The organism is Janthinobacterium sp. OK676, assembly GCF_900103595.1.
GTDB lineage: Bacteria > Pseudomonadota > Gammaproteobacteria > Burkholderiales > Burkholderiaceae_D > Janthinobacterium.
Genome location: NZ_FNHA01000015.1, coordinates 136729 through 150878, shown reverse-complemented (window position 1 = coordinate 150878; position 14150 = coordinate 136729). Strand labels below are relative to the sequence as shown.

At 66.1% G+C, this 14150-nt stretch carries 15 protein-coding genes; 3 read left to right on the top strand and 12 right to left on the bottom strand.

The annotated features are described in order from the left end of the window. Window positions 1-6 precede the first annotated feature (6 nt). The 5 genes from epsC to BLU39_RS25430 form a co-directional block, all read right to left on the bottom strand. Window positions 7-999 carry a serine O-acetyltransferase EpsC gene (gene epsC / locus BLU39_RS25450; protein ID WP_092718507.1) on the bottom strand — a complete coding sequence of 331 codons (993 nt, stop codon included), beginning with the start codon at window positions 997-999 and terminating at the stop codon, window positions 7-9. Between the two features lie 18 nt (window positions 1000-1017). Further along, complete coding sequence (locus BLU39_RS25445; protein ID WP_092718504.1) at window positions 1018-1515, bottom strand: rhodanese-like domain-containing protein; 498 nt, start codon at window positions 1513-1515, stop codon at window positions 1018-1020. A 219-nt stretch (window positions 1516-1734) separates the two neighbouring features. Next, window positions 1735-3366, bottom strand: coding sequence for an FAD-dependent 5-carboxymethylaminomethyl-2-thiouridine(34) oxidoreductase MnmC1 (mnmC, locus tag BLU39_RS25440; protein ID WP_092718588.1), 1632 nt, complete (start codon window positions 3364-3366; stop codon window positions 1735-1737). Then, a complete protein-coding gene (locus BLU39_RS25435) occupies window positions 3366-3929 on the bottom strand; it encodes a DNA-3-methyladenine glycosylase I (protein ID WP_092718501.1) in 564 nt (187 codons plus the stop codon). The genes mnmC and BLU39_RS25435 overlap by 1 nt, the downstream gene beginning before the upstream one ends. 38 nt (window positions 3930-3967) lie before the next feature. Further along, a complete protein-coding gene (locus tag BLU39_RS25430; protein WP_092718498.1) occupies window positions 3968-5449 on the bottom strand; it encodes a MocR-like pyridoxine biosynthesis transcription factor PdxR in 1482 nt (493 codons plus the stop codon). Window positions 5450-5557: 108 nt separating this feature from the next. On the opposite strand from BLU39_RS25430, the gene BLU39_RS25425 reads away from it, so the two are divergent. Both BLU39_RS25425 and BLU39_RS25420 read left to right on the top strand, forming a co-directional pair. Then, window positions 5558-6019, top strand: coding sequence for an OsmC family protein (locus BLU39_RS25425; RefSeq protein WP_092718495.1), 462 nt, complete (start codon window positions 5558-5560; stop codon window positions 6017-6019). Then, window positions 6020-6667, top strand: a complete 648-nt coding sequence (locus BLU39_RS25420) for an FMN-binding negative transcriptional regulator (RefSeq protein ID WP_092718493.1) — start codon at window positions 6020-6022, stop codon at window positions 6665-6667. Here BLU39_RS25420 and BLU39_RS25415 read toward each other — a convergent pair. The 3 genes from BLU39_RS25415 to BLU39_RS25405 form a co-directional block, all read right to left on the bottom strand. Continuing rightward, a complete protein-coding gene (locus BLU39_RS25415) occupies window positions 6651-7604 on the bottom strand; it encodes an AEC family transporter (RefSeq protein WP_092718585.1) in 954 nt (317 codons plus the stop codon). The genes BLU39_RS25420 and BLU39_RS25415 overlap by 17 nt on opposite strands. Before the next feature lie 94 nt (window positions 7605-7698). Next, a complete protein-coding gene (locus BLU39_RS25410) occupies window positions 7699-8136 on the bottom strand; it encodes a CHRD domain-containing protein (RefSeq protein ID WP_092718490.1) in 438 nt (145 codons plus the stop codon). Between the two features lie 157 nt (window positions 8137-8293). Beyond that, the gene (locus BLU39_RS25405) at window positions 8294-8851 is read right to left on the bottom strand and encodes a winged helix-turn-helix transcriptional regulator (RefSeq protein WP_034753667.1); all 558 of its coding nucleotides are present in this window, start codon (window positions 8849-8851) and stop codon (window positions 8294-8296) included. A gap of 252 nt (window positions 8852-9103) precedes the next feature. On the opposite strand from BLU39_RS25405, the gene BLU39_RS25400 reads away from it, so the two are divergent. Then, the gene (locus BLU39_RS25400) at window positions 9104-9340 is read left to right on the top strand and encodes a hypothetical protein (RefSeq protein WP_092718488.1); all 237 of its coding nucleotides are present in this window, start codon (window positions 9104-9106) and stop codon (window positions 9338-9340) included. On the opposite strand, the gene BLU39_RS25395 is transcribed toward BLU39_RS25400, so the two are convergent. From BLU39_RS25395 to BLU39_RS25380, 4 genes are read right to left on the bottom strand one after another with little or no spacing between them, the layout of a single operon-like run. Next, window positions 9337-10344 carry a Csu type fimbrial protein gene (locus BLU39_RS25395; protein WP_092718484.1) on the bottom strand — a complete coding sequence of 336 codons (1008 nt, stop codon included), beginning with the start codon at window positions 10342-10344 and terminating at the stop codon, window positions 9337-9339. The two genes, BLU39_RS25400 and BLU39_RS25395, sit on opposite strands and share 4 nt — an antisense overlap. Next, on the bottom strand, window positions 10344-12731 hold the full coding sequence (locus BLU39_RS25390) for a fimbria/pilus outer membrane usher protein (protein ID WP_254789065.1): 2388 nt from the start codon (window positions 12729-12731) through the stop codon (window positions 10344-10346). Before BLU39_RS25390 ends, BLU39_RS25395 begins: the two co-directional genes overlap by 1 nt. Further along, window positions 12709-13437 carry a fimbrial biogenesis chaperone gene (locus tag BLU39_RS25385; protein ID WP_232731283.1) on the bottom strand — a complete coding sequence of 243 codons (729 nt, stop codon included), beginning with the start codon at window positions 13435-13437 and terminating at the stop codon, window positions 12709-12711. The genes BLU39_RS25390 and BLU39_RS25385 overlap by 23 nt, the downstream gene beginning before the upstream one ends. A 12-nt stretch (window positions 13438-13449) precedes the next feature. Next, window positions 13450-13980, bottom strand: coding sequence for a Csu type fimbrial protein (locus BLU39_RS25380; RefSeq protein ID WP_092718479.1), 531 nt, complete (start codon window positions 13978-13980; stop codon window positions 13450-13452). Window positions 13981-14150: the final 170 nt, after the last annotated feature.

The following is a 14150-nucleotide window of genomic DNA, read 5'->3' as shown; positions in this document are numbered from 1 at the left end:
CTGTCCTCATGGGTGGTGGGCAAAAGCGGGCTGTGGCGCCGGCGACTCCGGCAACTCCTGTGCTTCCTGCTGGTTGTGCGCTTGCGTGACATGGCTGCCGGGCGCCACGCTGCGGGTCAGCCAGACATTGCCGCCGATGACGGAACCCTGGCCGATGGTCACGCGCCCGAGAATTGTCGCGCCCGCATAAATGACCACGTCGTCCTGCACGATGGGGTGGCGCGCCAGGCCCTTTTTCAGCACGCCATCAAAGCCGGCGGGAAAGCGCTTGGCGCCCAGCGTGACGGCCTGGTAAATGCGCACCCTTTCGCCGATGATGGCCGTCTCGCCGATCACCACGCCCGTGCCATGGTCGATGAAAAAACTGCTGCCGATGATGGCGCCCGGGTGGATGTCGATGCCCGTCTGCGAATGGGCCACTTCGGCGATGATGCGCGCCACCAGCGGCGCGCCCAGTGCATACAGGGTGTGCGCCAGGCGGTGATGGATGACGGCCAGGATGCCCGGATAGCACAGCAGCACTTCATCGACGCTGTGCGCGGCCGGGTCGCCATGGAAGGCGGCCGCCACGTCCGTGTCGAGCTGGGCGCGGATGCGCGGCAGCGCGCGGGCGAAGCGCTGCACGATGGCCAGCGCCTGCTGTTCGATGGGCACCGTCTGCTGCAAGCCGTGCTGGCGCGCGTGGTAACTGAGTTCGCGCCGCACCTGTTCGTGCAAGCCCGTCAGGGTCGTGTCGAGCGTGTGGCCGACGAAGAAATCCTCGCTCTCCTGCTGCAGGTCGAGGGGGCCCAGGCGCATGGGGAACAGGGCCGCACACAGGGCTTTGATGATGTCGTGCAAATGCTGGCGCGACGGGAATTCGCGCGCGCCGCACTCCTGGTTGCTGGCCAGTCCTTCGCGCCACTGCTCGCGCACGGCGCGCAATTCATCGACGATCTGGTGCAGCTCCCATTGCGGCTGCGCGGCAAGGGAGACGGGGGGAATGGCTCGCTGGTTCATGGTGGTCCCGGAAGAGAATTAATCTTGCAGCCAGGGCAGCGCATGCCAGCGCCAGCCACCGCTGTGGCCGCGCTGCTGCTGCTCGTCGAGGTCACCCTCGAAGCCTTGCGCGATATTGAAGACGTGCGTGAAACCGGCCTTGGCCGCCGCTTCGGCAGCCGCGGCCGAGCGCTTGCCGCTGCGGCACAGCAGCACCACGACGGCATCCTTGCCGCCCACCTTCGCTTCCAGTTCGCGCACAAAGCGGGGATTGCGGTTCATGGCCGTGCCGGTGGCCCACGCCACGTGCAGCGAGGCGGGCACGTAGCCGACGAACGTGCGCTCTTCATGCGTGCGCACGTCGACCAGCACGGCTTTGCCGGCCTGCACCAGCTGCCACGCATCCTGCGCGCTGACGATGCCCGCATACGGCAAGCCCTGCGCCTGCGCCTGGGTGCGCGCGAGATTGAGCACTTCGTCAAAAGCCGCCTCGCCGTGCGCGGCGCGGGGATCGAAAATCAGTTCTGCAGCAGCCATCTTTCCACCTCTTTATTCCGTCGTCAAAAACCAGCACGAGTTCACTGTAGCGAACTTATGTTGTTCGGAAAACAAATTAAAAAGAGTTTGGAAAGCTGAAAAACGTATATGGGGTCAAACGTTCACGCGCGTTGGCGCCATCTCTTGATTGTTAACCCAAGAGCAGACGCCGGGGTCGGACCCTGAGGGTCCGACCCCAGAATTTGCCTTTGGGTGTCATCAGGAAACGCGGCGGCGTTCGCGAAGTAGAAAACGCGCAGGATCAAGCGCCTCTGCCAACTGACGTTCCAGCGGCAGCGGCTCCCCCTCCAGCTGGCAAGCCAGCAGTTCGGCCGCCAGCGGCGCCCAGATCAGGCCGCGCGAGGCGTATCCGAGCAAGCCATGCAGGCCGGGCCAGCGCGGCACGTCGCGCAGGCGTTCGCAGCGGCCCGGCGCGCCGGGGTCGGGCAAGGCGCCGGCCAGCGGCAGGCGGTCCGGCGCCACGCAGCGAAAGCCCGTGCGGCCCGCCAGCGGCGCCTCGAACGGGGCCATGCCGAGGATGTCGGCGATCTTCGCGATATTGTCTTCCTGGCTCGATGGGCGCAAGCTGGCGTCCGCGTCCGCATCGTAGCTGGCGCCCACGCACACGACGCCCTCGTGCGCCGGCGTCATGTAGGCTTCGCGGCAGACGACGAAGGGCAAAGAGGGCAAGCTGCCCTCGGCCAGGTGCGTGACCTGGCCACGCACGGCGTCCAGCGGCAAGCCCGCCGCCTGCTCGAACCGCACGGCGCCCGTGCCGGCGGCCAGAATCACCGTGGGCGCGGCCGCGACCAGGGTGCCGTCCGCATCGCGCACCAGCCATTCCTGATCGCCACGCTCCAGGCGCAGGGCGCTGCTGGAAAAGCGCCGCGTGAGCAAACTGCCGCAGGCGTCGAGCATGGCCGCGCAGACGGAGGACGGGCGCGCCCAGCCGCCCTGTTCGAACCACCAGGCGCCATCGGGCGCCGGCGCGCCCAGCATGGCGGCAGCTTCCGGCGCTTCCAGCCAATGGGCAAATTGGCGCGGATACAGGCCGCTGGCGGCGATCTGCCGCTGCACGAACGCGTGTTCGGCATCGCGCGCCAGCTGCAACACGCCGCATTGTGCGCCGTCAAAAGCATTGCCGATGCCGCCCAGGTCTTGCCAGTAGCGCAGCGCGTACAGGTAGGCGGCGCGCACGAGGCGCGTGGCGATGTTGTCGTCCTTCGACAGCTGCGGCATGAAGATGCCGGCCAGGTTGCCCGACGCCTCGCTGGCCGGCTGCGCGTGGCGTTCAACCAGGGTCACTTTCCAGCCGCGCGCGGCCAGCCGTTCGCAGGCGGCCGCGCCGGCCACGCCCGCGCCGATGACGATGGCGCGCCTCTCGGGCGCGGTGACGGTCGTGTGCTCCGCCCGCCGCGCATAAAACACGGCGCGCAGCCGGCTCTCGTCAAAAACAAAGCCGTTCTTTTGCAGTGCCGCGCGCTGCGCTTCGTCCAGGTGCACGGCCTGCAGGCGGGCGCCGTCCATCATCAGACGGGCCAGCACCGGCGTGGCCGCCGGCACCCAGGCCAGGTGGACTGCATCGACGCGCGCCGACAATTGCGCCAGGCAGGCATCGGGCTCGCCGATCAGCACGTCGAGCGTGACGAGACCATCGTGCGAGACCATGCGGTGCAGGCCCGGCACGCAAAGGGGCCACTGCGCGCGCCACTCTTCGGGCAAGTGGCGCGCGTCGACGGGACGCGGTGCCAGCGCGATGTAATGCAGGCGGCGCCCGCCATGCGCCACGCAGGCGGCATGCAGGCGGGCGCCGTCAAAATCCGTGTCGAGCACGACGAGCGCGCGGCGCATCAGCGCCCCGCGCGGCAAAAGCAGGCGGGCGCATGATCGTTGACCATGCCGATGCCCTGCATGTAGGCGTAGATGATGGTCGAACCGACGAACTTGAAGCCCAGCTTGAGCAAGTCTTTCGACAATTTGTCGGACAGGGCCGTCTTGGCGGGAAACTCGCCCAGCTGCCAGCTGTTGACGATGGGCTGGCCATCGACGTAGGCCCACAGGAAGCTGTCGAGGGTCTGCCCTTGCGCGCGCAGGCGCAGATAGGCTTGCGCATTCGTGATGGCGGCCGCCACCTTCAGGCGGTTGCGCACGATGCCGGGGTCCGCCAGCAGCTGCGCCACCTTGTCCGGGCAATACGCGGCGATCTTTTCCGCGTCCCAGTCATCGAACGCGGCGCGGTAGGTGTCGCGTTTGTTGAGGATGGTTTCCCAGCTCAGGCCAGCCTGCGCGCCTTCCAGGTTCAGCATTTCGAACAGCCGGCGCTCGTCGTGGCAGGGCACGCCCCACTCCGTGTCGTGGTAGTCGAGATAGCGGGGATTGGCCGGATTGGCCCAGGCGCAGCGGGTAATATTCATGGTCGTGTTCTTCGTGTGCAGGCAAGTGCCAGTATAGTTTATCGGCCGCGCAGGATGCGCCCCAGTTCCTGCAAGCCGTGCGCCATCTCGTCCGGGGGAATGGCCGCAAAGCCCAGTAGCAGCCCGGGCGGCGTGGCGCACTCGGGCCCGGCCGCCGGATCGGCATAGTGGCCCAGCGGACGCAGTTCGATACCCCGTGCCAGCCCCGCGCGCGAGACCGTTTCTTCATCGTGGCCGGCGCGAAAATACGCGCACAGTTCCAGGCCGCTGTCGGTCGGACCGCACGCCAGCTGGTCGTCCAGTTCGCGCGCGATGCCGCGCACCAGCAGGTCGCGCCGTTCGGCATTGCTGTCGCGCGTGCGGCGGATATGGCGGCCAAAGTGGCCCTCGGCGATGAAGTCGGCCAGCGCCATCTGCGGCACGATGGCCGTGTGCCGGTCCATCACGGCCTTGGCCTGCACCAGCGCCTCGGCCAGCGCGGGCGGCGCCACCATATAGCCCAAGCGCAGCCCGGGAAACAGCACCTTCGACAGAGTGCCGACGTAGACCACGCAGCCGGCCCGGTCCAGACTTTGCAGGGAAGCGAGCGGCGCGCCCGTGTAGCGGTATTCGCTGTCGTAATCGTCTTCCACCAGCCACGCCTTGTGCTGCGCGGCCCAGGCCAGCAAGGCCAGACGGCGGGGCAAGCTCATGCTCATGCCCAGCGGCATCTGGTGCGATGGCGTCACGTACGCCAGCTTCGCCTGCGGACAGTGCGCCACGCCATACGCCACATCCAGCCCCTGCGCATCGACGGGGACGGGAAAGACCCGCGCGCCGGCCGCGCGCAAGGGACCACTGGCGCCCCGGTAGCCGGGCGACTCCATCCAGGCCGCATCGCCCGGCGCCAGTAAAATGGTCGACAGCAGGAACAGCGCCTGCTGCGAACCGGAGGTAATCACAATTTGCTGCGGCGTGCACTGGACGCCGCGCGACGCCTTCAGATACACGCACAGCAGCTCGCGCAGCGGCAGATAGCCGGCCGGGTCGCTGTAGCCGAAATGGTGGTCGGGCCGGCGCCAGCGCCGCGCTTCCAGGCGGTTCCATACGTCGAACGGAAAATGGTCGATGCGCGGCATGCCGACGCGGAAGGCGCGCAGCGGGCCACGGTGCACCGCCACCTGGCGCATGGCCGCCACCACGCCCTGGCCGCGCGCCGACAGGGGGCGCAGCAGGCCGGGCGCCGCGGCAGGGACAGGCGCCGGCAGCGGAACGTCGCGGCTGACGAAGGTGCCGCGCCCCACGGCGCCATCGAGATAACCTTCCGCCGTCAACAACGCATACGCATTGAGCACCGTCTGGCGCGACACGTCCAGCAGGCGGCAAAAATCGCGCGTGGGCGGCAGCTGCATGCCGGGACTTATGTGGCCGTCGAGGATGGCCGCCTTGATGACCGCATACAGCTGGCGAAACAGCGGCTCGCTGGCGTCGCGCTGCAGCGGCAAGGCGGCGATGATCTGGTGCAAATGGGAAGCTGGCATGGTGGAGGGCTCTTGAATTGGTAGCTTCAAGATAGCACTTATTGGCTGTTTTAAATAGCCAAAACTGGCGCTAAGATGGCGCATCCCCTTTACTCTTGCGGAGCATCCATGCATCAGTTTTTCGCCACCGTGGCCTGGCAGCGCGACGGCCAGGATTTTGCCGGCCAGCGCTACAGCCGTGGCCATGAATGGCAGTTCGACGGCGGCCTGACCGTAGCCGCCTCGTCGTCGCCCCTGTCCGTGCCACTGCCCATGTCGGTGGAAGCAAACATCGATCCGGAAGAAGCGCTGGTGGCGGCCACGTCGAGCTGCCACATGCTGTTCTTCCTGTCGCTGGCAGCGCAGCGCGGCTACGTCATCGACGGCTACCGCGACGCCGCCGTCGGCGACCTGGGAAAAAATGCGGCAGGCCGCCTGGCCATGACGCGCATCGTGCTACGTCCGCGCATCGTCTTTGCGGGAACGCCGCCATCGCCCGAGGCGCTGGCGGCCCTGCACCATGACGCGCACGAGCGCTGCTACATCGCCAATTCGCTGACGGCCGACGTGGTCGTGGAAGGAGCCGAATAAATGTACTCGCCTGCCAGCTTTCGCGAAGAACGCCTCGACGTGCTGCATGGCTTGATGGCCGCGCATCCGCTGGGGGCGCTGGTGCTCCACGGTGCCGATGGCTTGTGCGCCGACCACCTGCCGTTCGAGATCGCCGCGCCCACATCTGACGCTCCGTTCGGCACCCTGCGCGCCCACGTGGCGCGCGCCAACCCGCTGTGGCGCGCCGCAGGTGCCGACTGCATGGTGATCTTCCAGGGCCCGCACGCCTACATCACGCCCGCCTGGTATGCGGAAAAGCAGCGCAGCGGCAAGGAAGTGCCGACCTTTAATTACGCGGTGGTGCACGCCCACGGCCCCCTGCGCGCCATCGACGACGGGGCGTGGCTGCTGGGACTGGTAACGCGGCTGACGGCGCGCCATGAGGCGGGGCTCGCCGCGCCGTGGCAGGTGAGCGATGCCCCGGCCGACTATATCGACAAGATGCTCAAAGCCATCGTCGGCATCGAGATTCCCCTCACGCGCATCACGGGCAAATGGAAGCTGGGACAGAACCGCAGCATGCAGGACCAGGCCACCATGGCGCACGGCCTGGCGCTGGATACGCAGCCGGGAGCGGCGCAGGCGCTCGGCGCGCTGATCGCCGCCAACGTCACGCCAGCCAGCTGACGGCCGCCGAAAACGTCAAAAAAGACAGCGCCGTCGAGACTAAAATAATGCGGGCGATGCGCGCCGTGTTCGCGCCGAAGCGTTCGGACAGCAGCGAGACGTTGCTGGCGCTGGGCAGGCAAGCCACCAGCACCATGCAGGTCAGCGCGAACGGATCGAGCGGCGCGCCCAGCGCGATGGCCGCGTGGCCGGTGCCCCACACCAGCAGCGGATGCAGCAGCAGTTTTTTCAGCGCCACGGGCACATATTCTCCCGGCGGCGCCGGGTCGGCCGTACTCATTTGCGAACGGGCCAGCACGGCGCCGATGGTAAACAGGGCAACCGGAGAGGCGGCGTCGGCCAGCAAGCCCACCGTCTGCATCAACGGCTTGGGCAAGGCCAGCTCCAGCCACGACGACAGCGCGCCCAGCACGATCGCCCACGGCATCGGGTTGCCGGCCATGCCCTTCATGGCGTTGACGATGGCGGCGCGGCTGCCGTGCGCGCCGCCGCTGCCGATACGCGACAGGGCGATGCACAGTGAGCTGGTAATCAACATGTCGACGACGATGGTGACGATGACGGGGCCGGAAGAACGGGGCCCGAGCAAGGTCAATAGCAGGGGCACGCCCATGAAGCCCGTGTTCGGGAAGGCCGCCACCAGCGCACCGAAGGCGGCGTTGTTCCAGTCGATGCGGTGGCTCAGGGTCATGGCCGTGGTGACGCCGACCATGATCAGGGCGCACAGCAGATACACGCCGAACACGCTGGCATTAAGCAGTTGCGCGATGGGCGTGGCGGCGCCGAAGCGGTACAGCATGCAGGGAAGCGCGAAGTACAGGACAAAACTGTTCAAGCCGCCGATGGCGGCCAGCGGCAGCAGCGTGCGCCGCACGGCCAGGTAGCCGCACAGCACCAGGGCGAAGAAGGGAAAGGTGATGGCGAGGATGGTCAGCATGAAACGCCATTGTAGCGCGCGTTGCCGGCTGGCCGCCTGGCGCAAAAAAAGGCCGCTCGCGCGGCCCAAGGAGGTTTCTGAAAAGCGTCGTCGGCTAGGGCTTGAGCTGGGCGCGGATCTCGCCGGCCGGGTAGGCGGCGCTGTGCACGTTCACGTACAGGTTGCCGGCCTGGTAGCTCGCGTACTGGGGCGGCGTGAGCATGGTGTTCGGCGGCACGGCAAACATGCCTTCGGCCGTTTTCACGAGCGGCACGATGACGGGGCCGTTGGCGCCCGCCGGCGCTTCATGGATATGCGCGACGGTGGCCACCATGCCCGTATAGCGCACGCCGCCGCTGACACTGCGGTCGCGGTCGACGCGGATGGAGCTGCTGCCGCTGGCCGTGCTGGTGTTGGCCGGCACTTCCTGCGCGCCCGTCAAGGTGACGTCATGGCCGCCCGGGTGATGCGGGCCATGGCTACAGGCGCCCAGCAGGGCGGCCAGCGCCAGCACGGTGGCGGCGCGGCAGACATGTTGTTGCAGTGTGCTCATCGGAATACTCCTTCAACGGACATCGGGTCACGGATGGCGCCATGCCCTGCACAACCGGGCCTGCGCCGCACTTGCATTGCATAGTGCGACGGTAAGGCCATGCCGTGCAGTCCGTCTTGCTTTGCGCCAAACTCTGCGCACCTCCGCCAGCGCGTCCTCAGGCCAGATGCCCTTCCGCCACCCAGCCACGGTTGGCCGCCGGCGCCTTCGGCTTGGGCGCAATGCCGCTGCTTTTTTCCGCATCGAGGATGATGCTGCGCATGCTGTCGCTGGCGGCAGGCCCTGGCGCGAACGCGTAATACTCGTCATTGATGGGCAAGCCCGTCGTCGCGTCGACCAGCACAGGATCGGCGGCCAGGCCCGTGTCGCGGCTGGCGATGACGAGGCTGGCGCCTTCCGGCGCGAAGTTTTCATTGCCCCAGGCGATAAACGCCAGCAGGACGGGCTTGAAGGCGCGCCCGGACTTGGTCAGCACATAGTCGTAGCGGGGCGGCTTGGCGCAATACAGGCGGCGCGTCATCAAGCCGCCCTCCACCAGGTCGGCCAGGCGGCGCGTCAGGATGGTGGGCGCGATCTTGAGGCTTTTTTCAAATTCGTCGAAGCGCGTCTTGCCATAAAACGCTTCGCGCAGGATGAGGATGCTCCACCATTCGCCCACCTTGCCCAGGCTGCGCGCAATCGGGCAAGGCAAATTATTAAAGTTGGTATGTTTCATGGCCATCTCCTCACATTGATCCAACACAACAATCGAAAAAAATTTCAGTTGCAACACGGAAACTTAGTTACTATCATTTTGAAAGTGAGGTGCTTGCCCTTGCGGCGGGCTGAAAATACACGAAAACTCACACTTTCCTTGTTCAAGTACAATCATGGCTGGTTCTGCTCCCCCAATCCCGGTGCGAAAACGGTACCAGCCACGCCTTGCGGCGCTGCTGTCCACGCCCGTTTTTCACTCGATGCGTTCACGATGACCCCTTTGAAGCTTGCCGTATTGCCTGCCCTGCTCGCCCTGTCCCTCTGCCAGACCACCACCGCCGGTACCACCGCTTCCGCGACGCTGCAGGCCACCTTCGTCGTGCAGGAAGCGTGCACTGTCGTCTCGCAACGCAACAGCACCCAGGTACGCTGCCAGCACAACACGCCCTACCTGCTGCACCAGCAGGCGACGCCATCGGGCGCCGGCCTCGTCACCGTCACGTTCTAAAAATAAATCGTTGCCGTCACCGTGTCCTTGTAGTCGCCGGGACGCGGCGACACCTGCGCCGGCACGCGGCCGTATATCGTCAGCGGCACGCTGGAGCCCGTCCCCGTGCCCGTCACCATGCTCGTGCCCGCCGTGCCATCGCCCCAGAGCGGGCCATCGAGGGTGGACGACAGCAGGTAGCTGACCTTGTCCGTCGTTAAGAGATTTTTCATTTGCCGGTTGGCCACATTGGCCGCCACGCTGCCGCCGTTCAGGGCAATCTGGTAGGCGTTGTTATTCACGCAGCGCACGGACAAGGTGCTGGTGCTGCGCAAGTTGCCCGTCAGAATGGAGGCGTTCGCGAACGCCATCGGCGTGGCCGCGATGGTGCAATCGTTGATGGCCGTGGCATTGACCGTGAAGCCGAAACTGCCGCTGGTGGCCGTGCACCCTTGCAGGTTGACGAGGCCATACGTGGTGTAGGTGTAGGTGCCCGCGCCCGCAAAACTCGACGTATAGACGGTATTGGCATTGGCGACCGTGGGCACGGCGGCCAGGGCCGCGCCGGCAGGAATCTTGGCGTACACGGTAAAGGTGGTGGAATACGTGCCGGGCGGGGCCAGCAAACCGGCCGACAGGGTCATGCCAAATGTCGACGGTGCGCCCGCCACGCCGGCACCTCCCCAGATCTTCGCCGTCGCATACGAGTTGTCCACGTACACGTTGTAATCCATGCGGTTGCTGCCATTGCCCAGCTTGCGCGGCAGGGCCGACGTGGAATTCGTGCCCAGCCCCAGCGAAATGCACACTTGCGCATTGGGCGTGAGCAACTGTCCCAGGTTCAGCGATGAAAACAGGCAACTGAAGGTGCCCGTGGCCTGCGCCACGTAATCGGTGCCGGAAATCGGGCTGACGGAACCGAAATCGATATTCGTCATGCTGACCGTGCAGGTGTCGGCAGCCTGCGCCACGCTGCCCCAGGCGCAGCCCAGCAGCAGGGTCAGCCATAACAGCAGGCGGCGCATCAGCGGCCTCCTCCGGCGGAGGCAGTGACAGCGCAGCGCAGCGGGCCGATCACGGGCAAGCCGCCCGCGGCAGGACGCACGTACGCAAAGCCGACCGTGCACGCGCTGTCGCCCTCGCCCACTTGCAACTGATTCTGCTCGCGCAGGTCGTCGACGAAAATGATGCCGTCAAAGCCCACGACCGTCTGCTTGCCGCTTTGCACATGCAGCACGGGCAAGCCCGTGGCCAGCGGCTTGCCGTCGGCGCCTTGCACGATGACGGTGGCGGCGCTGTAGCGTTCGACGGGAAAGGCCGCCAGCACGCCAGCCAGCTGTTGCGGCACGACCGTCATATTGGTCACGGGCACGCGCGCGTCGACGTCGAGTTCATCCGTGGAGATGCTGATCTGGTTATTGCCATAGGGATTCAAATTCGGCACCAGCAGATAGCCGTTCCTGCCCGTCACGCCGATCCGGCGGTTTTCATGCAGCACAGGAATATCACTCACGCCGCCCGTGGACACGAGCGCAAAACCGTTGCCCACCTGGCGCGTCGTCTCGACATGGCCATCCATCAGCACCAGTGCGCCGGACGCGCCCAGCGACGAGGCATTGCCCATGCCACCGCTTTGCGTGCGCGCGCTCACGCGGCCATCATTGCCCAGGTATTCCACTTGCGCCTGCCGGTAGGTATTGCCGCCCACGGTGCCGGCCTGCAAATTCCAGCCGAAGCCGCCGCCAAAGTCCGCCGCACGCTGCGCGCTGACGCTGCGGCCGCTCTCGCCGTTTTGCCGGCTGACGCTCGTGCTGATGGCCAGGTTGTTGTCGAAGGCCATGCTCAGGCCGATATAAAACCCCCGCTTCTCGCGTTGCCGCAAGTCCTGGAACAGGCTGGCGTTCAGGAACAGGCCGTGAAACAGGGTGGCCGAATAGCCCAGGGTGGCCAGCTTCGAGGACGGCGCGCCCGGTGTGCGGTAGCTGATGTAGCTGCTGCTGATGCTGCTTCCTGCCGGCAAAGGCAGGCTGACGGTGACGCGGTCCGCCGCGCGCACCACGGGACTGCCGTCGCGCGAGGCCAGGTCGCCAAACCCGGCGCTGGCGCGCACGCTTTGCGCATCGACGCTGAAGCGCGGGCCCACGTACTGATAGCCGGCGCCCAGCTGCGCGCCACGGCTGTGCCCCGCGCTGGCCGACAGCGAACCGCTGAGCACGCCCGCCTGGCCCAGCCGCACCAGCGCGCCCGCCCCCGCCTGGTACAGGCCGGCGGCCAGTTCCGCATGGCCCTCGATGGTGAGGCTGTCGCTGACGCCATGGCGGACGGAAGCGCTGGCCACGAACTGCCGCGCATAGCCGAACAGACGGCGGCCATAGTCGCGCCGCACGGCGCCCGCCTCGACCGAATAATCGCTCAGGCCGCCAGCGAGCATGCGCGTATCGACGTACAGGGGCAGCACGGTCGTCACGCTGCGTCCCAGGGCGTCGCGCGTGATGAGGGTGGCTTGCCCGGCGCCATTGATGCCGGCCACCTGGTTCAGCACGAACGGACCGCTGGGCACGCTGGCAGCATATTGCTGCACGCCATTGACGTACAGGCTCAGCGACGAGGGCACGAGCGCCGTGCCATCGACGGAGGCGACGGGAAAGGTCAGCAGGTCGGGACGCAGCTGGAAATTCTTGCGCCACTGCACGCCGCCCACGCGCACGGCGCGGCTCCAGCTCAGCGACGAGGAAATCAGGTCGCCCACTTGCCACGTTTGCAGGGTGTCGGGATAGGCGTGGCTCCAGAAGGTGTCAAAGCGCATGTACTTGCGCTGGTCCGAGCCCAGGTTCACGGTGCCGGTATTGCTGAACACGCCGCTGTCATTGAAATAGCGCAAGTCGTTGAAGATGGCGGCGCGCCGCGTCCGGCCCAATTCCGCATAGGCTTCGTAATTGAGGACGGCGCCGGGCGTGACGCGCGACGGCGGCGTCTGCGGGGCCAGGCGCGCATCGATGCGGTACGGCGAGCGCAAGTCGTCCGCCACCTGCAGCGACACGCTCTGGCGCGCCGCATCATATTCATAGCTGAGTCCGGGAATCGCATCGAGCGCCACCTCGGTCTGACCGGGTGCGGACAGGCGCGCCGGGTCCAGCCCCAGCTGCTGCAAATTCGCGACACTGCTGCGCAAGCCTTTGCCCACCTGGGTAAAGCGCAAGATCAGCCCGGTTGATTCAGCATTCACAATCACCTCCAGATACAGTTCATTCGGCGCCATCGGATCACTGGGCAAGCTGGCCGGTCCCGGATCGGCGCCCGTCTCGCCGGCCGATCCATCGGCCCTGGCCACCGGTACCATGGCCAGCAGCAGCAACAGCAAGGATGCCTGCGCGCCATGGCGGCCCGGTTCAAGGTGTCGAATTCGTGGCAACGAGCGCCTTTGCATTCACGTTCACCGCAATACTCAACGGTCCATCCAGTTCGGCCTCCCTGGCGACGGGCAGGCGCCATACGCGCATGCGTGCCGCCAGGACATAGCCAAACAGGCCCTTGCTGATGACAAATTCCTTGCCCGCCTGGTTCGTCAACGTCATCGCGCCGATCTGCGCATGGAAATTGCCGCTGTTCTTGACGCGCAACATCCACTCGCCCCGCTCGCGAAAGACTTGCCAGTCGAGTATTTCCTTGCCCGGCGCACCGGCCGGCAGCACGAACACGGGCACCGAGTAGCGCAGGCGGATATCGACGCCGCTGCGCCCGCCATCATCCTCGCGGCTGACTTCATCGATGAGCACGCGATACGTCTTTTCCTGCGCGACGGGGCCAGCCTGGGCACGCACGAGGCGGATGGTTTGCCGGCTGTTGGCGGCGATTTCGACGATGGGCGGACTGGCCACCAGTTCCTGCGTGGGCGCCAGGGTTTCCTCGCCATCGCGCTGTTCCCAGGCGAACACCCGCACCTGCCCGTAGATGGGCTGGTCGCCGAGGTTTTGCAGGTTGATGCCGGCTGCATTCTGTGCGGCGCGCAAATTGAGCGTCACCGGCGAAATCTGCAGATTGGCGCCATGTGCGCCCGCGGCGCAACAGGCCAGCAGCGCCAGCACGCTTTTCATCAGGGAGGCGGCGGCGGCCTTCACGCAGCGCCTGGCTTAAAAGTAAACGGTGGCCGTGATGGTCGACTTGTAGGTATCGGGCGCCGGTGTCGCCTGCGGTGGAATATTGCCGTACACGGTGATCGGCTGCGATGAGCCATTGCCGGTGCCGCCGACGGTATTCGTGCCCTGCGTATCGCCCCACAAGGTGCTGCCAGCCGTCTGGTACAGGTTGAACTGCACCGTCCCCGTATTGCCGCCCGTGCCACTCATATAGCGCGTGGTGCCGCTCGAGCCCGCGCCCGTGCCGGCCGTCAAGCCCACGTTGTACAACGTGGTATTGGTGCAGGTGACGTTCACGGTCGTATTGACGTTAACGGCAGTAGCCAGTACACCCTGACTTTGACCAAAGTCGAGATTGGCCGCGCCGATGGTGCAATTGGCGATGATTTTCAGGGTGACGTCAAAGTTGATGGTGGCGCTGCCATTCAGATACACGGCGGCGTCCGCATCGCGAGGCAGGAGGGCTGCGGCGGCCACGGCCACGCTGGCGGCAACGATAAGGCGGGGGGGAATAACTCGCAACATGATACCTCCTGATGATGGAACATCATTAATGAGCCCACCAATATGAGGGGCATCGAGGATAGTCACGGTATTGCCGGCGTTTTCTTGGGCACGCAAACCAGGACGACAACATACTGGTGCCGAGAGTCAGGAACCCGGGGACTCCGGCATTGTTTGCAGCATGTGCAAAA

Excerpts from the sequence above, each read along its gene's own strand:
- BLU39_RS25425 (WP_092718495.1), top strand. The coding sequence starts at position 5,558 with ATGCATCAGTTTTTCGCCACCGTGGCCTGGCAGCGCGACGGCCAGGAT.
- BLU39_RS25380 (WP_092718479.1), bottom strand. The coding sequence starts at position 13,980 with ATGTTGCGAGTTATTCCCCCCCGCCTTATCGTTGCCGCCAGCGTGGCC.
- BLU39_RS25415 (WP_092718585.1), bottom strand. The coding sequence starts at position 7,604 with ATGCTGACCATCCTCGCCATCACCTTTCCCTTCTTCGCCCTGGTGCTG.
- BLU39_RS25395 (WP_092718484.1), bottom strand. The coding sequence starts at position 10,344 with ATGCGCCGCCTGCTGTTATGGCTGACCCTGCTGCTGGGCTGCGCCTGG.
- BLU39_RS25405 (WP_034753667.1), bottom strand. The coding sequence starts at position 8,851 with ATGAAACATACCAACTTTAATAATTTGCCTTGCCCGATTGCGCGCAGC.
- BLU39_RS25430 (WP_092718498.1), bottom strand. The coding sequence starts at position 5,449 with ATGCCAGCTTCCCATTTGCACCAGATCATCGCCGCCTTGCCGCTGCAG.
- mnmC (WP_092718588.1), bottom strand. The coding sequence starts at position 3,366 with ATGCGCCGCGCGCTCGTCGTGCTCGACACGGATTTTGACGGCGCCCGC.
- BLU39_RS25400 (WP_092718488.1), top strand. The coding sequence starts at position 9,104 with ATGACCCCTTTGAAGCTTGCCGTATTGCCTGCCCTGCTCGCCCTGTCC.
- BLU39_RS25445 (WP_092718504.1), bottom strand. The coding sequence starts at position 1,515 with ATGGCTGCTGCAGAACTGATTTTCGATCCCCGCGCCGCGCACGGCGAG.
- BLU39_RS25435 (WP_092718501.1), bottom strand. The coding sequence starts at position 3,929 with ATGAATATTACCCGCTGCGCCTGGGCCAATCCGGCCAATCCCCGCTAT.
- epsC (WP_092718507.1), bottom strand. The coding sequence starts at position 999 with ATGAACCAGCGAGCCATTCCCCCCGTCTCCCTTGCCGCGCAGCCGCAA.
- BLU39_RS25410 (WP_092718490.1), bottom strand. The coding sequence starts at position 8,136 with ATGAGCACACTGCAACAACATGTCTGCCGCGCCGCCACCGTGCTGGCG.
- BLU39_RS25420 (WP_092718493.1), top strand. The coding sequence starts at position 6,020 with ATGTACTCGCCTGCCAGCTTTCGCGAAGAACGCCTCGACGTGCTGCAT.